We start from the raw sequence: 18,951 nt of genomic DNA on the forward strand, positions 1-18,951 counted from the left end.
ATTCCAGCGGCTCCAGGAAGCCCGACGACAAACCCACCGCGACGACGTTCTTCTCCCAGATGCGCTTGCGCATGCCGGTCTTGAAGCGCAGCTGGCGCGGCTCGCCCTGGGGTGCGCCGTCGAGGTTCTGCATCAGCACCTGACCGGCTTGCTCGTCGCTCGTGTAGGCGCTGCAGTAGACGTGGCCATTGCCCGTGCGGTGCTGCAGCGGGATACGCCACTGCCAGCCGGCGCTGCGCGCGGTGGACGTGGTGTACGGCGTCAGAGGCGCCACCTTGTCGCAAGGCACGGCCTGCGCGCTGTCGCAGGGCAGCCAGTGGGTCCAGTCGTGATAGCCGGCCTTCATGACGCCTTCGATCAACAGCGCGCGGAAGCCCGAGCAGTCGATGAAGAGATCGCCCTCGATGCGCCGGCCGTCGGCCAGAGTCACGGCCGTGACGAAGCCGTCGCCGGGGCGCAGCGACACGTCGACGATGGTGCCCTCCTCGCGCTTGACGCCGCGCGCCATAGCGTACTCGCGCAGGTAGGCCGCGTACAGGCCGGCGTCGAAATGGAAGGCGTAGGAATACGAGTTCGCAGCCGACGGCGGCCCGCCCTCGGGTGGCACGAAGCGGTTGCGCAGCGCCATCACGGTGGCGGTGGACCATTCCTCGTAGCTGGGCATGTCACCCGCGCGGTTCAGCTTGAGCCAGTGCGCCACGGACGAGCGGTTGACGATGGGCGGCCCGAAGCCACCGAAGCCGTGGAAGAAGCGGTTGCCGACGTGGCCCCAGTCCTTGAACTCGATGCCCAGCTTGAAGCTCGCCTGCGTCTTGCGCATGAACTCGGCGTTGTCGAGCTCGAGCGCGTCGTTGTAGTAGCGGATGCTGGGCAGCGTGGCCTCGCCCACACCCACGGTGCCGATCTCGGCCGACTCGATCAGCACGATCTCGCAACCCACGGGGTTGGCGGTCCCGCCCGGCTGCGTGCCGAACACCTGGCTGAGCGGCGCGGCGCTCATCCAGCCGGCGCTGCCGCCGCCGACGATGACGATGCGGCGGATGGCTTGGTCGTTCATGGCTTGACTGCCTGCATGGCTGGGGCACGGACGTGCCGATCGATGAAGGCGCCGTGGTCAGGCATGCCGTCCACGGTCTGCGAGATGGCCGCGCGAAGACGCTGGAAGTGCGCGCGTAGCGCTTGTTCGTCCACCTGTCGCAGCAACGGGTCGTGGCGCTCCGGCCAGCAGCCGAGGCCCAGGAACAGCGACACCCAGGAAGGCTCGGCGAAGCTGTCCGGGTCGAGGATGGCGACGCGCCCACTGCGGCGGAAGAGCTCGATCTGGTGGCTCAAAGCGTCCGGGATCGACATGGCCGCGCAGTAGCGCCAGAACTCGCTGTCGTCGCGCTTCGTCAGCTTGTAGTGCAGCACGATGAAGTCRCGGATGGACTCGTAYTGCCGCGTCATGCGGCGGTTGTATTCGTCGGCGAGGTAGCGGTCGCAGCGCTTGTCGGGAAAGAGTTCAATCAGGCGGCCGACGCCGTCCATGATGAGCTGGATGCTGGTGGATTCCAGCGGCTCCAGGAAGCCCGACGACAGGCCGATGGCCACGACGTTCTTGTCCCAGGCCTTCTTGCGCATGCCGGTCTTGAAGCGCAGCTGGCGCGGGTCGGCCTGAGGCGCGCCGTCCAGGTTCTGCATCAGCACCTGCCCGGCTGCCTCGTCGCTCATGTAGCCGCTGCAGTAGACATGACCGTTGCCGGTGCGGTGCTGCAGCGGGATGCGCCACTGCCAGCCGGCGCTGCGCGCCGTGGACGTGGTGTAGGGCGTCAGCGGCTGCACCTTGTCGCAGGGTACGGCCTGGGCACTGTCGCAGGGCAGCCAATGAGTCCAGTCGTGATACCCGGCCCTCATGACGCCCTCGATCAGCAGCGCGCGGAAGCCCGAGCAGTCGATGAACAGGTCGCCCTCGATGCGCCGGCCGTCGGCCAGCGTCACAGCGGTCACGAAGCCGTCGCCGGGGCGCAGCGACACGTCGACGATGGTGCCCTCCTCGCGCTTGACGCCACGTGCCATCGCGTACTCGCGCAGGAAGGCCGCGTACAGGCCGGCGTCGAAGTGAAAAGCGTAGGAATAGGCGTTGGCCGCCGACGGCAGGTCGCCCTCGGGTGGCACGAAGCGGTTGCGCTTAGCCATCACGGTGGCGGTCGACCATTCCTCGTGGCTGTCCATGCCGCCCTGTTGGTGGAGCCTGAGCCAGTGCATCACCGACGAGCGGTTGACGACGGCCGGCCCGAACTCGCCGAAGCCGTGGAAGAACCGGTTGCCGAGATGGCCCCAGTCCTTGAACTCGATGCCCAGCTTGAAGCTCGCCTGCGTCTTGCGGATGAACTCCACGTTGTCCAGTTCCAGCGTGCGGTTGTAGAACCGGATGGTGGGCAGCGTGGCCTCGCCCACGCCCACGGTGCCGATCTCGGGCGATTCGATCAGCACGATCTCGCAGCTGGCCGCGTGTTCGCCACGGCCCATGATCTGGCCGAGCGGCGCTGCGGTCATCCACCCGGCCGTACCGCCGCCCACGATCACGATGCGGCGTATGGCTTGGTCGTCACGCATGCTGTCAATCTCCTCTTGGCGCCCGGGAGCGCCGCTGGCCCTGGGCGCTGATGTCTTGTCTCACGACGCTACCCCAAAAAAAAGGCCCGGCGCGAGAGCGCCAGGCCTGTCTGGAGCCGGGACAAACCCGGCCGTTCGATCAGAAGGTGTAGCGCGCCGTCATGGTGTAGCGCGGGCCAGATGCGAACCAGGTGCGCCCCATCAAGCCGACGTGCTGCTGCATGAGCTGCTTGTATATCGAGTCGGTCAGGTTCTGACCTTCCAGACCCAGTTGCAGGCTCTCGGTGACCTTGTAGTGCATACCGACATCCAGCTGACCGTAGTTGTCCGTCCAGATCGGCAGGCCCAACGGCATGTTGTTGCGGCCTTGTTGCGGGCTATCCGGGTTGCCGTTCAAGCCGTTCGTCTGGTTCGGGCCGGTGTTGTCCGGGAAGGCGACACCGTTGAGGTACTTGCCGCGCCAGGCATAGGCCACGCGTGCCGAGAACGCACCATGGTCATACAGCAGCGCCAGGTTGAACGCCTTGCGCGACAGGTTGGGCAGCGGCATGTCCCCGTAGGACTGGCCGTTGGTGTCGCAACCGTTGACGAACAGGTTCAGGTTGGTGCCGTCCGCATTGCTGCTGCACCAGGCCGCACCCACCGAGTTGTAGCGCGTCTGGCGGCTGTCCACATACGTGGCGTTGGCCTGCACACCCAGGCCAGCGAGCAAGCCCGGCAGCCCATTGAAATAGTGCTGCACCGCGACCTCCACACCGCGCGCCCAACCCTTGGCCCCGTTGACCTTGGTCGAGTAGGCGAAGTCGTAGGACTTGCCCGTCGTGTCGGCCGCGGTCGCCACGCCTGTCTGGTTGACGATCACATCCTTGAGCCGCTTGTTGAAGGCGGCCACCGTGATGGAACTGGCGCGGTCGATGTACCACTCACCGGACAGGTCGAACTGATCCGACTTGACCGGCTTGAGGATCGGGTTGCCCAGCGCCGAGCCGACGTTGCGTAGATCGTCGACGAAGATCGTGCGCGACGAGTCTGCGTTGACCACCGTACGCGTCTGTGCAGCACCCGCCGTCAGCTGCAGGTTGGGCTGCAGGTCGCTGAAGTCAGGCCGCGCCACCGCCTTGGCATAGGCAAAGCGCAACTGCATCTGGTCGTTGGCCTTCCAGCGCAGGTTCAGGCTGGGCAACACATTGACGTAGTTGTTTTCAACAGCGACCGGCGTCAGGAACGGCGTGAACGTCGGGATGGGACGGCTGAGGTTCGGTGCCGTTGCCGCAGCTGTCGAGTTGAAAACCAGCGTCTGGTATCCGGTGGTGTCGTACTTGGTTTCCACCACGCGCAGACCGACGTTGCCGTCGATGGGCAGGCCGTGCTCTTCCAGGCCGAAGCGCAGTTGGGCGTAGGCCGTCTTGGTGTTCTCCTTCTGCTTGTTGCTGTTGGGCGAGTTCTCACCGAAGTCCGCCGGCTGCCAGGACACCGGGCAGGCCGCAGCATTCGGGCCCTGCAGCTGCCGCCGGTACTCGGTACACAGGGTGTCGTAGTAGCTGTGCAGCGTTGCGTAGGACTCTGGGTAGTTCGACGCGACGGCCATCTTCGGCAGCACCAGCGACGCCACCGAGTTCTTGCCGTTCATGAAGTTGTTGAAGTTCTTGACCTGGGTCTCGCCACCAAAGCGGGACAGGTAGGCCAGGCTTCTGATCGGGTGCCAATCCCAGGACTGGTCCCGGGCGCCGGCATCGAACTCAGCCGACTGCCAGCTCTGCGTGACGGCCTTCCAGTTGTAGCCGGGGTTGCTGACGACGTTGTTCGTGTCGCGGTCCGTCAGGCGCAGGCCGACGCGCAGGTCGTGCAGCACCGGATGGTCGAACACGTAGCGGATGTCGCCCTTCCACGCCTTCTGCGTCGCCCGGCTCCTGTCCAGGTGCTCCATCGTGAAACCCCAGTAGTACTTGGAGGGGTCTTGCAGGAAAGCCTTGTCCGTGTCATCCAGGATCAGGCGCGGCATGCCACCCGACAGGTCCACGGTTTCCTTCGGCATGTTGATGCCGGTGGCCACGGTGGAGTCGAAGTTGCTCGTGGTGGACTCGATGAACTGGAAGTCGTTGGACACGCGCAAGGCGGGGGTCGGCGTCCAGACCAGGTTGAAGGTGGTTTCCTTCGTGAGCGAATTGCGCTTGGAGAAGCGCGTGTTCGCGTTGAAGGGAATGCCGCCGTGCCCCGGGTCGGTGATCGTGCCCGTTTGCAGGGCACCGTTCGGACCCCACTTCGCGTCTGCCGCCACGATCGAGGTGTACGGATCGGCCTGGCTGTCGATCGAGCTTTCGTCCCAGAAGTTGTTGTACTTGGAACTGAAGTGCGTCAGCGAAGCCGCCAGGGTGTCGTTCTTCCACTGGCCGGCAAGGTAAGTGCCCTGGCGTGTGCGATCGAACTCGAGCGAGCGCCAGCCCACGGCCTTCGGGAACCAGTGATTGCCGGGCAGTGGCTCGTAGTAGGTGTTGTTGTCGGCGTCCGTCTTGGTCGACTTCTGGACGGTCTGGAAGTACGGGTCGACGAACATGCCGTCGGTGCGCGTGGCGCTTTCCGAGTGGGCCACGTCGATCAACAGGCCGACCTTGCCGATGTCGGTGTTCCAGGTGTTGGACAGCAGCGCCGAGACCGACGGCTTCTTCTTGTTGCCGAGCTGGTTGTTGGTGATCGAAACGCTGACACCGGCCTTGAAGCCGTTGTAGTCGAACGGCAGCGCCGTGCGCAGGTTCACCAGGCCGCCGATGGCGCCTTCGATCTGCTCCGCCGAGGGGTTCTTGTAGACGTCCACGCCGGCCATCAGCTCTGGCGGCACATCCTCGAAGCTGAGGCCGCGGCCGCCGTTGGCCGAGAAGGTCTCGCGGCCGTTCAGCTGCGACGACACATACGTCAAGCCGCGGATGATGACGCCCGAGCCTTCGGCCGAGAAGCGACCCGGGTCGCCACGGGCCATCACGCGGTCCATCGTCACGCCGACGATGCGCTGCAGCACCTCGCTGACGGAGCGATCCGGCAGTTTGCCAATGTCGTCGGCGACGATGGAGTCGACGATCTCGTCGGAGTTCTGCTTGATCTTCTGGGCCGATTGCAGGGCAGCGCGCTGACCCGACACGACCACGGTCTCCAACTGCTGCGAACCCGCCGCAGAAGCCGCTGGTGCGGGTGGTGTCGCGGCGGTCTGCGCCATGGCTGGCGCCGTCCAGACCATGACGGCCTGGAGGGCCGCCAGGGACAGCGTTGTCCTCTTGAAATGTCTCATTCTCTTGGCTCCTCTTTGGTGGGAAACATTCAGCCCTTGCGGGCTTCGTGTCGGTCCTGCTGATTTCTATGTCGCAGGTATTTGGTAACGCTAACAATCATCATGCAATCCAGCATCGGGACTACTAGGGATAGGGGATGTACGCATTTCTTCTGCATTCACGCCCCCTTTCTCCGCAGGTGGATCTGCTGCAACGGCAGCTCGAGTGCAAGCGCTTCCAATGCATTTGGTAGCGCTATCCTTGAGTCAACCCGGCGTTCGGTTCCAGGCACCAGGTCGATGAAGTTGTCGGCCACGGCCAGGCCCTGGTGCTGCAGCCACAGACCCTTGACGGGCCGGTCGCAACTCAGGCGCAAGGTCTGGCCGTCGGCCTCGATGGCGAGGCGGGCGCCGGCCAGTCGGTAGAACTTGAAGGGCTCGGTCCAGGCGCAGTCGCGCGCCAGCTCGCGGCCGTCGCCGTCCAGAGCGCACAGCTCGGCGACAACGGGCTCGTCGAGGCTCGGCAAGGGCTGGGTCGCCTCGACGCTGGTCGAAGCTGGAACCGCTTGCAAGACGCGCGTACTGGCCAGTTGTCGCCCATCCATGGCGAACACGCGCAGCTGCAGCGTCAGGGCAACGCTGTCAGCGTGGCCGTTCATCACCGCCAGCCGCGCCTGGCCGCTCTCCAACCGCACCGCCACCGCCAGCGGCGCCAATGCGCGGCGCACCGCATGCCAGGCCGGCTTGACGGTGCCCGCCGAGTCGATCAGCGCCCAACTCGTCACCGGCCAGCAGTCGTTCAGCTGCCAGACCAGGGCGCCGCCCACGGCGCGCGCGCCGGGCCGCTGCCAGCGGCGGCGGAAGTCCTGGTAAGCCACGCGCATGGCCTCGGCCTGCACGAACTGCGTCGCGTAGACGTGATCCGCCAGAGTGCTGCCGACGCGCAGGTTGTCGGCCAGATAGACCGACAGGCGCCTGTGCCCGTCCGGCCCGGCGGCCGAGCCGGCCTTGTTGTGCCATTGCACGGTGCGGCTCTCGGGGAAGCGCTCGGCCTCGGGCAGCACCGATTCGAGCAGCGCCAGCGAGGGATGCGACTGCATGCCGAACTCGCTGACGAAGCGCGCCTGCACATCGCCATAGCGCTGGTAGGGCAGCATCTGCTGGTGCCAGACCTCCCAGCTGTGGCGATCGCCCACGGTCACGTCGGAGGACTTGGCGCCGTCGCCGGGTGTGAAAGGGCTGCCCGGCCAGTAGGCGGTGTCGGGGTCCAGCGCTGCGCAGACCGCCGGCAGCAGTCCCTCGTAGATGGCACGTGCCTCGAAGCGCTCCGCCGGCACGCCGGGGCCGGCCAGGCCGACGGACTCGGCCAGCATGTAGTCCTCGTTGTTGCCGCACCAGAGCGCCATGCAGGCGTGGTGGCGCAGCCGCTTCACGGCGGCTTCGGCCTCGGCGCGCACGCTGGCCAGGTAGTCGGCATTGGCCGGGTAGAGGCCGCAGGCGAACATGAAGTCCTGCCAGACCAGCAGGCCCTGCTCATCACAGGCCTCGTAGAAGGCTTCGTGCTCGTAGATGCCGCCGCCCCAGACGCGCAGCATGTTCATGTTGGCGTCGGCGGCCTGGGCCACACGTTCGCGGTAGCGCGCGGGCGTGATGCGCTCCAGCAGGTTGTCGTCCGGAATCCAGTTCGCGCCACCGGCAAAGAAGGCCTGGCCGTTGACCTCGAAATGGAAGCTACTGCCCGCCTCGCCTTCAACCGCGGCCTGCACGAGGCGCAGCGTGCGCAGCCCAATGCGTCGGCTGTCCTGCGCCACCACCTGCTCGCCGTCCAGCAGGCTCACCACCAGCGTGTACAGCGGCTGCCCGCCCAGGCCGCGCGGCCACCACAGGTGGGCAGCGTCGACATTCAGCGTCGCCCGCGCCGCGTCGGCCGGCACCGTCTGGCGGGCCACGCTGCGGCCCTCGGCGTCCCGCAATTCGAAGCTGCAGCGCAGGCCCGCGCCGCCGGCAGGTCGGGCCGAGACCTGCAGCGTCGCGCGCCGGCTGGCCACGTCCACCTCGCTGCGGCAGTGCAGGTCATCGATGCGCGCCGCCCAGCTGTGCCGGCGCACCGCGCGCCAGGGGCCGCTGACGAGGAGCTCGGGGCCCCAGTCCCAGCCGAAGTGGTACTGCGCCTTGCGGGCGTGCAGGCGGGCGCTGTCGCCATTCCACAGCGCGCGCTTGCCGTGCACGGCCTCCACCTCGCGAGCGCTGGCCAGCGGCGGCTCGAAGCACAGCAACAGCTCGTTGCGCCCGGGCAGCAGGCGGCGGCGCACGTCGACACGGCGCGGCACGAACATGTTGTCGGACTCCAGCAAGCGCTCGCCGTTGAGCCAGACGCTGCACCAGGTGTCCAGGCCCTCGAAGACCAGGTCCTCATGGTCGGCCAGCTCGCCGGCGTCAAAGGCAAGCCGCCAGGCCCAGCGGCGCTCGCCGACCCAGCGCACCTCGGCCTCGTTCATGCCGTAGAAGGGATCGGGAATGCGGCCGGCCGCCAGCAGCGCGCCGTGGGCCGTGCCGGGAACGACAGCCGGCAGCCAGGCCGCGTCGGGCAGCGCAGACATGGCCCGCGCATCGGCGCCAAGCGGCGCCTCGGCGAGTTGCCAGCCCTCATGTAGATCGATCAAGCGTTCGGAGATCACTGCTGTCGAGGTCCTCGCGGTGCGCCTTGCGCTTGCCGCTAAACATTAATTTGTTGCGCATTTTGTTTCGTCGTCAAACGGACTGCGATCAGGGATAGCACCGACAAATTGCAGGTAGACAACGCTGTTTTCGCCGTTCCGAACTGCGGATAATCATTTCGTTTACTAAACATCATCGTATTTCCGCCGCCGCCGTGAGCCGCCTCCCGCTCCTCGTCAAGCTCAGCCTCTCGCTCTGCCTCGCCCTCGCCTGCGGGTGGGCTCAGGCCGGGCGCCTGGTCATCTGGATGGTGGGCGACGACAAGACGCCCCAGGTCATGCAGCCGGCCGTCGCGGCCTTCAGCACCGCCCACCCCGGCGTCGCCGTCGAAGTGCGCGACGTGCCCTGGGCGGACGCGATGACCAAGTATTCCGCCGCGCTGGCCAGCCGGCGCGGGCCCGACCTGGTGACGGGCAGCACGTCCTATGCAATCGCGCTGGGCGCCAAGGGCGCGCTGGTGGACCTGAACGAGGCGGCGCCCGATCTCGCCCGCCAGCTCGAACAACACGCCAACCCCGGCGCCCTGCGCGCGATCCGCCGCGCGGACGGCCGCCTCTACGGCGCGCCCTTCGACATGCATGTGCAGCTGCAGTACTACCGCAGCGATCTGCTCCGCGAAGCCCCGGCCGACTGGGAGGGCTTCATCACCGCCGCCCGCGAGCTGCGCGCCCGGGGCCATGGCTTTGCGCAGCAATGGGGCAACACGAGCTGGCTGGGCTTCTATCCCTATCTGCGCCAGGCCGGCGGCGCGGTCTACGACGCGACCTGCCAGCGCGCCGTGATCGACAGCCCCGAGGCCGTGCGCGCGCTGACGTACTACGCCCGCCTCTACCGGGAGCTGCAGGCGCCCACCGACAGCTGGCCCGATGCCGACGGTGGCCTGGAGAGCGGCGCTTATGGCCTGATGCAGTCCGGCACCTGGCTGCTGTCGCGCATGGACATGGTGCACAAGGGCCTGGTCGGGCGCTGGGCCGCCGCGCCGCTGCCCAAGGGGCCGACGGGCAAGCGCACGGCGGTGCTGGGCGGCACGGTGCTGGCCATCACGCGCTTCTCACCCAACCGGGCGCTGGCGCTGGATTTCATGGGCACCATCTACCAGCCCGAGGTCACGCGCCGCATGGCCGAGGCGGCCCTGGCCTATGGCGGCATGTGGCTGCCCTCGGGCAGGCAGGACCAGAYCGCCAGCCTGCCGCTGCCGAATCGCGACGCGCTGCTCCTGCAGCTCGCCGACGCCGAAGGCCCGCCACCCTGCCCCGCCTGGATGCGGCAGGACTACATCGTCACCCGCGCCGTGCAGCGCGTCGTGCTGGCCGGTGGCGACCCGCAAGCCGAATTGAGCCGCGCTGCTGCCGTCATGAACCGCGCGCTGGCCGCGCTGAGGGCACAGCCATGATCTGGCGCCGCCACGGCCGCGACATCCTGCTCGTCGCGCCCTTTTTCGCCCTCTTCGGCCTGTTCGGCGTCTGGCCCGTGCTGCGCTCGGCGTGGCTGAGCTTCACGGACTACCACGCCACCGACGATCCCGCCTGGGTCGGCCTGCGCAACTACGCCGAGCTCTTTGCCGACGAACGCTTCTGGATGGCCTTGGGCAACACCGCCGCCTACATGGCTTCGGTGTCCGTCATCGCCGTGCTGCTGGGACTCGTGCTGGCGCTGAACTTCGGCAGCAACTCGCGCCTGCACCAGTGGGTGCGCGTGGCCTTCTTCCTGCCCGCCGTGGCCGGCGGCGTCGGCGCCATCTCGGCCTGGAAGTGGCTGGCCAACTCCGAGGCCTATGGCCTGTTCAACAGCATCCGTGCGGCCTTCGGCCTGGAGCCCGCCCGCTTCCTGGGCGATCCGCAGTGGACGTTGCCCGTGCTGGTGCTGGTCGGCGTCTGGTCGGTGCTGGGCTACAACCTCGTCATCTTCGTCGCCGGCCTGCGCGCCATTCCCGAAGAGCTCTACCAGGCCGCGCGCCTGGACGGCGCCTCGCGCTGGCAGCAATTGCTGCACATCACGCTGCCCAACCTGCGGCCCACGCTGGTCTATGTGACGGTGACCGGCATGATCGCCAGCTTCCAGGTCTTCTACGAGCCCTATCTGCTCTATGGCTCGGTCGAGACGCTGGGCGGCCCGCTGGACTCGGCGCTGATGCTGGTGACCTATCTCTTCGATCGGGGCTTTCGCCAGCTCGACCTCGGCCTGGCTTCGGCCGCCGCCTGGGTGCTGACGACCCTGCTGTTCGGCCTGACCTGGCTCAACCTGAAGCTGATCGGCAAGGAGGGCGACCGATGAAGTGGACTCGCCTCCTCCAGGCACCGCTGTGGCTGCTGGTGCCCGCCATGCTGCTGCCCTACTACTGGATGGCCATCGGCGCCTTCAAGAGCGTGGCCGAGCTGCTGCGCCAGCCACCCACCCTGCTGCCCCAGGCGCCCACCTCGCACAACTTCTTCAACCCCGACTGGGCCGGTACCACCGCCGACCCCGACAAGCTCGCCGGCATCCTGCAGGTGCAGGTCGACGGCCACGGCTTCCTGCGCTTTTATGCCAACAGCCTGCTCGTCACCGTCGTCGTCACGGTCGTGAGCCTGCTGGCCGCGTCCCTCGTCGCCTTCGTGCTGACCAAGCGCCCCTTCCCCGGCAGCCGCTGGCTGTTCCGCGCCCTGCTGGTGTCGATGATGCTGCCGTGGGAGGTGACCATCGTCCCCAACTTCGTGACGGTGGCGCAGCTCGGCTGGATCAACAGCTACGCCGCCTTGCTGGTACCGGGCCTGGCCAAGGCCTTCGTCGTCTTCTACTTCCGCCAGGCCATGTTGAGCGTCCCCGACGAACTCATCAGCGCCGCGACGCTGGATGGCGCCGGCACGCTGCGCATCTGGTGGAGCGTCGTGCTGCCCATGCTGCGGCCGGCGCTCGCGGCGATTGCCATCCCTGTCGCGGTGGGCGAGTGGAACAACTTCCTGTGGCCGCTGCTCGTCGTCAACGACGCGGCCACGCTGACCCTGCCGCTGCAACTCGGCAAGATGGCCGGCGACCTGAGCTTCAACCCGCAGTCGGCCGCCGTGCTGATGGCCGGGTCGCTGCTCGCGTCGCTGCCGGCCGTCGTGCTCTTCCTGCTCTTCCAGAAGCAGTTCGTTGCCGGGCTGCAAGCGGGCGCCACCAAAGGTTGATATGAATTGGTTGAAAGGATTGGGATTGGCTTTGTCTTTGATGCTTCCAGCCGTTAGCCAGGCAGATGCGCGCTTGCAGGCCGTCTTGCAGCGGCTGGCCGCCGGCGAGCCCATCACCCTCGCCACCATCGGCGGCTCCATCACGACCGGCTATGCCGCCCAGCCGCCGCGCGAGAAGGGCTGGGCCGCACTGCTGGCCAAGTCGCTTGGCCCCAAGGTCAAGCTGGTCAATGCCGGTGTCAGCGGCACCGACTCGGCCGCCGGCGTGCAGCGCCTGGACAAGCAGGTGCTCGACGCCTCGCCCGATCTCGTCATCGTCGAGTTCGGCGTCAACGACCAATGGCTGGACCCGGCCGTGCGCGGCAGCAGCTATGAAGCCATGCTGCGTCGACTGCTCACCGCGAAGAAGCCGCCCGCCATCGTCGTGCTCGGCCTGACGCAACAGGGCAACCAGGCCCGCGACGCGGTCGATATCCAACTGAAGCTGGCGGCCCGCTACGGCCTCACGGCGCTGGACTTCGGCCGCTGGATGCAGGCCCGTGTCGATGCCGGCCAGGACCGCTGGGCGGCCCTCTACGACGAGCCCGTCCATCCCAATGCGACCGGCCACCAGCGCATCGCCCTCGCCCTGGTCGAAACGCTGCGCAGCGCCACGGCGGGCCCGGTCGCCGCCCTGCCCCCAGCGCTGTACGGCCGCGACCACGAATTCACGCGCATGCTCGCCGGCGAGACGCTCAAGCCCTACCAGTCGCGCGGCTTCGAGCGTGGCGGCGAGCTGCATCCCGAATGGACCGGCCAGCAACCCGGCTGGACCGCCAAGGCCGACGACGCCGAGGCCCACTTCCTCGTCTGGGGCCGCGAGGTCGCCGTCTTCCACGCCGAGAGCGAGCACTACCGCAACCTCGAGGCCTGGGTGGACGACGGCCCGGTCGTCACGCTGCAGGGCCAGGTGGCGGAGCGCAAGGGCTATCTCGGCTGGCATTACGCGGTGGTCGGTCGCGACCTCGAGCCCGGTGCCCATCTGCTGCATGTCCGCGTGAAGAAGGATGAGTGGGCGGGCAGCGGCCGCCCAGCCAGTCTCCTGGCTGTCATGCAGGCCGGCATCTTGCCGCCTGAACTGCATCCGAGCGACTTCGTGCGCGAGGCACCATCGGGCAAGCCGGGCTTGATAGCGGCGGACGACCCCAAGCTGCGCTGGATCGGCCGCATCGCCCCCGTACCCGGCGGCAAGCAGCTGAGCTGGAGCGGCAGCGAGCTGCGCGCCCGCTTCACCGGCGACCAGCTCGTACTGCGCCTGGCGCCTTCGCGCGGCGGCATCAACCATTTCACCGTCGAGGTTGACGGCCGCCGTCATGCGCTGGCCTTGCGCGGCGATGGGCCGGCGGATTGGCGTCTGCCCCTGCCGGCGGGCGAACACGAGCTGCGCCTGCTCAAGCGCACCGAGGCCTCGCAAGCCGAAGCCCTCTTGCTCGGTCTGCGCCTGGCTGAAGGCGGCCGACTGCTCGACCCACCCGCACCGCGCCCGCTGAAGCTGGAGTTCTACGGCGACTCCATCACCGCCGGCGCCTGCAACGGCGACATCGCCGACGACCAGTACGCCGACTTGTCCAGCCACGACGGCACGCGGGCCTATGGCGCGGTGACGGCCGCGAAGCTGGGCGCGGACTATGTCGGCATCGCCATCAGCGGCATCGGCATCACGGCGACCTGGGACCAGCTGCTGATGCCCGAGGTCTGGAACCGCTTTGCGCCGCGCCTGGATGCCCCCGTCGCACCGCCCGACCCGCGCGCCCCCGACGTCGTGCTGCTCAACCTCGGCCAGAACGACCACGGCTTCCCGGCCTCCAAGGGACAAGCCATCGCCGCCGACTTCGGGCCACGCTATCTCGCCTTCGTGCGCCAGCTGCGTGGCCGCTATCCCAACGCCAAGATCGTGCTGCTGATGGGCGGCATGTCGGCCCCGCGCGAACAGCCCGCCATCCCGCGCGGCGTGCTGGGCGCGGTGCAGACCTTGCGTGCGGAAGGCGATGCCAAGGTCTGGTCCTACCGCTTCGAAGCCTTCTCCTGGGCCCACCCGCGCATCGACGTGCATGCGCAGATGGCCGACGAGCTGACCCGCTTCCTGAAAGACGAGGTGCTGAAATGATTGTTCCGGACATGCGCCAGCCCGGGGCGCTGTGGGCCCATATGCGCCACACGCTGGCCTTCTACGCGCCGCGTGCGCGCGACGAGACCGGCGGCTGCTTCCAGTTCTTCAAGGACGACGGCAGCGTCTACGACCGCCGCACGCGCCACCTCGTCAGCAGCACGCGCTTCGTCTTCAACCATGCGCTGGCCTGGCGCTGGTTCGGTGGATCGGTGGACGACGTGGCGCATGCGCTGGCCTTCGTCAACCAGGCCCATGCCCAGCCGCAAGGGGGTTACGCCTGGGTGCTCGATTGGCAAGACGGCCATGCCACCGTCACCGACGCCACCAATCACTGCTATGGCCTGGCCTTTGTGCTGCTGGCCAACTCGCATGCAGCCGAGGCCGGCGTGCCTGGCGCACGCGCGGGCATCGCCGCGGCCTTCGAGCTGATGGAGCAACGCTTCTGGGAGCCTGCCCACGGCCTCTACGCCGACGAGGCGACGCCCGACTGGGGCATCGGCCCCTACCGCGGCCAGAACGCCAATATGCATGCCTGCGAGGCCATGCTGGCCGCTCACGCCGCCACCGGCGAGGCCCGCTACCTCGACCGTGCGCTGACCCTGGCCACGTCCATCGCGCAACGCCAGGCCGCCCTGGCCGGTGGCCTGGTCTGGGAGCACTACAAAACCGACTGGACGCCCGACTGGGACTACAACCGCGACGACAAGACCAATATCTTCCGGCCCTGGGGCTTCCAGACCGGCCACCTGACCGAGTGGGCCAAGCTGCTGCTGATGCTGGAGCGGCGCCTTGGCAATGCCGCGCCGACCTGGCTCGTGCCAACGGCCCGCCACTTCTTCGACACCGCGATGAAGCACGGCTGGGATGCCGCGCACGGTGGCCTGGTCTACGGCTTTGCGCCTGGCGGCGAGGTGTGTGACGGCGACAAATACTTCTGGGTCCAGGCCGAAAGCCTGGCCGCCGCCGCCTGGCTGGCCGTGCGCACCGGCGATGACGCCTACTGGGCCTGGTACGACCGGATCTGGGGCTATGCCTGGCAGCACTTCGTCGACCACGAGCACGGCGCCTGGTACCGCATCCTGGCACCCGACAACCGCAAGCTCACCGACGAGAAAAGCCCCGCCGGCAAGACCGATTACCACACCATGGGGGCCTGCCAGGACGTGCTGGCCGCCCTCGGCGTGCAGCCGCCGGCCGGGGCCTGACGCCATGGGCCGCCTCGCCACTGCCCTGCTGATCGCGCTGCTGGCCGCCTGTGGAGGTGGGGGCGGCGGAGCTGCCGCCGAGCCAGCTCCCGCCACGCCCATCGATCCCTGGGCCGCCTATCCCACGACACCCGCCGGCACGCTGCCCGGCGCCTCGGCCCAGGCGCGCGCTGCCGCCACGGCCCTGGCCGGTGGCATCAACTTCGGCAATATGCTGGAAGCGCCGAGCGAAGGCGCCTGGGGCCTGAAGGTTGAGGACGAATTCATCCAGCTCTTCGGTCAGGGCGCAGGCCCCGGCACCAAATACAGCCAGGCCGTGCGCCTGCCGGTGCGCTGGAGCAACCACGCCAGCCTGGATGCCGCGGCCACCATCGACGCAGCCTTCATGAGCCGGGTCGAGAGCATCGTCACCCGGCTGCTCGCGCGCAACGTCACCGTGGTGCTGAACATGCACCACTACCACCAGCTCGACGGCGACGCCGTCGAAACGGGCGAGGCCAGCGTCGCGGCCGACGTGGTGCAGCTGCGCTTCCTGGCGATGTGGCGCCAGATCGCCGAGCGCTTCGCGGCCGCAGGGCCGGGCCTGGTGTTCGAGCTCTACAACGAGCCGCACAACAAGCTCGAAGCCGACTGGAACACGCTGGCCTCGCGCGCGCTGCGCGTGGTGCGCACCAGCAATCCGACCCGCGTCGTCATGATCGGCCCGGTGCAGTGGAACAGCCCCTATGCGCTGTCCAAGCTGCAGCTGCCCGCCGACGCCAACCTGCTGATCACGGTCCACCACTACGAGCCCTTCGCCTTCACCCACCAAGGCGCCGAGTGGATCAGTCCGGTGCCGCCGCTCGGCGTGGACTGCTGCGACGCGACCCAGCTGGCCAAGATCCGCGAAGGCCTGGACCTGGCCACCAACGAAGGCAGGCGCCTGGGCTACCCCGTCGTGGTGGGCGAGTTCGGCGCCTACAGCCGCGCGGCGCCGGGCGCTCGCGTGCGCTATCTCAAAGCCATGCGCGCCGAGATGGCTACGCGACAGCTGCCCTGGATGTACTGGGAGCTCGCCGCGGGCTTCGGCCTCTACGACCCGCAAGCCCACGCCTGGCGGACCGATCTGGTCCAGGCCCTGTACGGCAACACGCTCTGATGAAAGAACCAAGATGCGACATCTGTTGACCCTCTGCTTGCTGGCAGGCCTCGCACAGAGCGCCTGCGCGGCCGAACCGCTGCCCTGGCGCGGCATCAGCCTGTCCAGCGCCGAATGGGGCGAGAAGAATTTCCCCGGCGTCTACGACAAGGACTTCGTCTACCCCAGCGTCGCCAGCACGGCCTACTACCAGGCCAAGGGCATGAACCTGATGCGCATCGCCTTCCGCTGGGAGCGGTTGCAGCCTGCGTTGATGGGCGAATTCGATGCGGCGGAGCTGGCCCGCCTGCGCGAGTTCGTCGACGGCACGACGGCGCGCGGCCTGCACGTGCTGCTGGACCCGCACAACTACGCAGCCTACAAGGAGGTGCACATCGGCAAGCCCGAGGTGCCCTTCGCCGCCTTCGCCGACTTCTGGCGCCGCTTGGCGCTGCAGTTCAAGGACAACCCCAAGGTCCAGTTCGGCCTCGTCAACGAGCCGCGCAACATGCCGACCGAGACCTGGGGCCAGGCGGCCCAGGCCGCCATCGACGCCATCCGCAGGACCGGCGCCACCAACCTCATCACCCTGCCCGGCAATGGCTACACCGGCGCCTGGAGCTGGTTCGAGTCCAAGTGGTACGGCACGCCCAACGCCGAGGTGATGGGCAAGGTGAGCGACCCGCTCGACCGCATGGTCTTCGAGGTGCACCAGTATTTCGACAAGGACGGTTCGGGTACGAATGCCGAATGCGTCAGCCCCGAGATCGGCGTCGAGCGGCTCAAGCGCTTCACCGAATGGCTGCGCAAGAACAAGAAGCGCGCCATCCTGGGCGAACTGGGCGGCGGCGCCAATGCCGTCTGCGAGCAGGCCGTCACCGGCGCGCTGCTGCACCTGCAGGCCAACGCCGATGTCTGGGACGGCTGGCTGTGGTGGGCCGGTGGCCCGTGGTGGAAGGACTATTTCCTTTCGCTGGAGCCGCGCGCCGACGGCCGCGACAAGCCGCAGATGCGCTGGTTGGAGCCCTTCCTCAGCCCCACTGCAGTTCGACGTCCTTGATCGCCTGAAGGAAGTCCCTGGCATCGAAGGCCTCGCCCAGCGCCAGCGCGCCGCTGCGCTTGAAGGACGGTTGCAGCATGCGCTCGGCCGCTTCCACGACCAGCGGGGCCGACACCGCGTAGATGTCCTGGCCGCGAGCGACCGCCTTTCTTGCGCTCTGACCCTCGCCCGCCTGCACGACCATCTCGAAGCGCTGCGCCGAGCGCCCCTGCGCGTCGCTGGCCGCGGGCGGCGGCGTGGTGGTATCGCGGATTTCTTGAAGCGACGACAGCGTCAGCCACGAGCGCAGGTTCTGCACGCGCAGATGGCGAGCGATGGTGATGACTTCGCTGAAAGGCAGCTCGACCATGGCCTGCTCACCGTGCTCAACGCTGAACACCCAGTCGCGCTGCGCCGCCGGCGTCGGCATGCGCGCGATCTGGCCGCCTTGCAGCACGACGCGCGGCACCTGGTTGCGCTCGCCGGTCTTGCGCGTGCCCTCGGTCGGCCACCAGTGATCCAGCGCGATGGCAATGGCCAGGTCGTGAACGGCACCGTCGCCTACCAACGCCGTCGCCAGCAGATCGGCCAAACCACCGTAGAAGCCGGCAGCCGGGATGACGGCCACGCCGGCCTCGCGGGCCCGGGCACCGAAGTTCTCGAAGACGGCTTCAGCGCTGGCCTGCTCGGCCGTCACGTCGATATAGCCACAACCGGCGCGCAGGGCCGCCTCGATGACGGGCGCCGCCGTGTCGAGAAAAGGTCCGGCGCAGTTGATGACGACGCCACAGCCTCTCAGCGCTTCGTCCAGCGCAGCCGCATCGTCGACGGCCGCCACCCGCGCCTCCACGCCGGCCGGCAGCCGCGACGCATCCCGCCCGATGGCGACGACTCTGAGTCCGCGCCTCAGCGCCTCGTTGACGACGAAACGCCCGGTGTGCCCGCCCGCACCGTAAATCGCGATTGCCTGCTTGCCCAAATCCTTGGTCATGATCATCCTTTGAAACGAGACAGACCTGTCTGTTCTTTGAACGATACAGAATGGTCTGTATCGTGTCAACATCGAATCGACCGCCGTGATGAACATGCCCGCTGAAACCGCCCCGGAAGCCCAGAACGTCCGCGAACGCCTGCTCGGCGTGGCCTCCAATCTCTTCTACAAGAACGGCGTGCGCGCCGTCGGCATCGATCTCGTCATCGAGCAGGCCGGCGTGGCCAAGAGCAGCCTGTACCGCCACTTCCGCACCAAGGACGACCTCATCGTGGCCTTCCTGGAGCGCGAGGACGTCGACTTCTGGGCGACCTGGGACCAGGTCGCGGCGGACCACGCGGGCGATGCCGCGGCCGAGCTGGACGCGCATATGCGCTGGATCGGCGAGCGCCTGGGGCGCGCCAACTACCGCGGCTGCCCGCAGATCAATGTGGCCGCCGAGTTCGCGGAGCAGGATCACCCCGCCCGCGGCGTGGCGCGCGCCCACATGCAGGCGCTGCGCTCGCGGCTGATGGCCCTCGCCCAACGGCTCGACGTCCGCCAGCCCGAACTGTTGGCGGCGCAGTTGGCGGTGCTCATCAATGGCGCCTTCGTCAGCGCCGAGCTGCTCGCGCCCGACGAGGCGACGGCGGTGCTGATGGCGGCCCAGCGCGCCCTCGTGAAGGGTGCACGCCGCACGGCGTGACACATGCCGCAAGGCATGAGCTCATGACAAAAGCTTTGTTGGGC

At 68.0% G+C, this 18,951-nt stretch carries 13 protein-coding genes; 8 read left to right on the plus strand and 5 right to left on the minus strand.

Annotated elements, in window-relative coordinates; translation table 11 throughout:
• From AC1DW3_RS17130 to AC1DW3_RS17145, 4 genes are all read right to left on the minus strand, one after another.
• On the minus strand, positions 1-1,057 hold a 1,057-nt coding region (locus AC1DW3_RS17130; RefSeq protein ID WP_477933043.1), incomplete at its 3' end, for a tryptophan halogenase family protein.
• On the minus strand, positions 1,054-2,595 hold the full coding sequence (locus AC1DW3_RS17135; protein WP_477933045.1) for a tryptophan halogenase family protein: 1,542 nt from the start codon (positions 2,593-2,595) through the stop codon (positions 1,054-1,056). The genes AC1DW3_RS17135 and AC1DW3_RS17130, both read right to left, overlap by 4 nt.
• A 139-nt stretch (positions 2,596-2,734) precedes the next feature.
• Positions 2,735-5,875: a TonB-dependent receptor gene (locus AC1DW3_RS17140; RefSeq protein WP_477933047.1), complete on the minus strand. Its 3,141-nt coding sequence runs from the start codon at positions 5,873-5,875 to the stop codon at positions 2,735-2,737.
• Positions 5,876-6,033: 158 nt separating this feature from the next.
• Complete coding sequence (locus tag AC1DW3_RS17145; protein WP_477933049.1) at positions 6,034-8,517, minus strand: glycoside hydrolase family 2 protein; 2,484 nt, start codon at positions 8,515-8,517, stop codon at positions 6,034-6,036.
• A gap of 209 nt (positions 8,518-8,726) precedes the next feature.
• On the opposite strand from AC1DW3_RS17145, the gene AC1DW3_RS17150 reads away from it, so the two are divergent.
• From AC1DW3_RS17150 to AC1DW3_RS17180, 7 genes are all read left to right on the plus strand, one after another.
• Complete coding sequence (locus tag AC1DW3_RS17150; RefSeq protein WP_477933051.1) at positions 8,727-9,965, plus strand: extracellular solute-binding protein; 1,239 nt, start codon at positions 8,727-8,729, stop codon at positions 9,963-9,965.
• Entirely contained in the window at positions 9,962-10,846 is an 885-nt protein-coding gene (locus AC1DW3_RS17155; protein WP_477933053.1) for a carbohydrate ABC transporter permease, read from the plus strand. Before AC1DW3_RS17150 ends, AC1DW3_RS17155 begins: the two co-directional genes overlap by 4 nt.
• Positions 10,843-11,721, plus strand: coding sequence for a carbohydrate ABC transporter permease (locus AC1DW3_RS17160; protein ID WP_477933055.1), 879 nt, complete (start codon positions 10,843-10,845; stop codon positions 11,719-11,721). Before AC1DW3_RS17155 ends, AC1DW3_RS17160 begins: the two co-directional genes overlap by 4 nt.
• A gap of 73 nt (positions 11,722-11,794) precedes the next feature.
• The gene (locus AC1DW3_RS17165) at positions 11,795-13,867 is read left to right on the plus strand and encodes a GDSL-type esterase/lipase family protein (RefSeq protein WP_477933057.1); all 2,073 of its coding nucleotides are present in this window, start codon (positions 11,795-11,797) and stop codon (positions 13,865-13,867) included.
• Complete coding sequence (locus AC1DW3_RS17170) at positions 13,864-15,075, plus strand: AGE family epimerase/isomerase (RefSeq protein WP_477933059.1); 1,212 nt, start codon at positions 13,864-13,866, stop codon at positions 15,073-15,075. The genes AC1DW3_RS17165 and AC1DW3_RS17170 overlap by 4 nt, the downstream gene beginning before the upstream one ends.
• A gap of 4 nt (positions 15,076-15,079) precedes the next feature.
• Positions 15,080-16,213, plus strand: a complete 1,134-nt coding sequence (locus AC1DW3_RS17175) for a glycoside hydrolase family 5 protein (RefSeq protein WP_477933061.1) — start codon at positions 15,080-15,082, stop codon at positions 16,211-16,213.
• Between the two features lie 13 nt (positions 16,214-16,226).
• Positions 16,227-17,252, plus strand: coding sequence for a glycoside hydrolase family 5 protein (locus AC1DW3_RS17180; RefSeq protein WP_477933063.1), 1,026 nt, complete (start codon positions 16,227-16,229; stop codon positions 17,250-17,252).
• On the opposite strand, the gene AC1DW3_RS17185 is transcribed toward AC1DW3_RS17180, so the two are convergent.
• Positions 17,224-18,222: a saccharopine dehydrogenase NADP-binding domain-containing protein gene (locus AC1DW3_RS17185; protein WP_477933065.1), complete on the minus strand. Its 999-nt coding sequence runs from the start codon at positions 18,220-18,222 to the stop codon at positions 17,224-17,226. The two genes, AC1DW3_RS17180 and AC1DW3_RS17185, sit on opposite strands and share 29 nt — an antisense overlap.
• An 88-nt stretch (positions 18,223-18,310) precedes the next feature.
• Between AC1DW3_RS17185 and AC1DW3_RS17190 the strand changes: the two genes are divergently transcribed.
• Entirely contained in the window at positions 18,311-18,907 is a 597-nt protein-coding gene (locus AC1DW3_RS17190; protein ID WP_477933067.1) for a TetR/AcrR family transcriptional regulator, read from the plus strand.
• Positions 18,908-18,951 lie beyond the last annotated feature (44 nt).

It is taken from the genome of Roseateles sp. P2_H4 (assembly GCF_056403315.1).

Coding starts and splice junctions, on each gene's coding strand:
- AC1DW3_RS17140 (WP_477933047.1), bottom strand. CDS start 5,875: ATGAGACATTTCAAGAGGACAACGCTGTCCCTGGCGGCCCTCCAGGCC.
- AC1DW3_RS17155 (WP_477933053.1), top strand. CDS start 9,962: ATGATCTGGCGCCGCCACGGCCGCGACATCCTGCTCGTCGCGCCCTTT.
- AC1DW3_RS17160 (WP_477933055.1), top strand. CDS start 10,843: ATGAAGTGGACTCGCCTCCTCCAGGCACCGCTGTGGCTGCTGGTGCCC.
- AC1DW3_RS17170 (WP_477933059.1), top strand. CDS start 13,864: ATGATTGTTCCGGACATGCGCCAGCCCGGGGCGCTGTGGGCCCATATG.
- AC1DW3_RS17175 (WP_477933061.1), top strand. CDS start 15,080: ATGGGCCGCCTCGCCACTGCCCTGCTGATCGCGCTGCTGGCCGCCTGT.
- AC1DW3_RS17180 (WP_477933063.1), top strand. CDS start 16,227: ATGCGACATCTGTTGACCCTCTGCTTGCTGGCAGGCCTCGCACAGAGC.
- AC1DW3_RS17185 (WP_477933065.1), bottom strand. CDS start 18,222: ATGACCAAGGATTTGGGCAAGCAGGCAATCGCGATTTACGGTGCGGGC.
- AC1DW3_RS17190 (WP_477933067.1), top strand. CDS start 18,311: ATGAACATGCCCGCTGAAACCGCCCCGGAAGCCCAGAACGTCCGCGAA.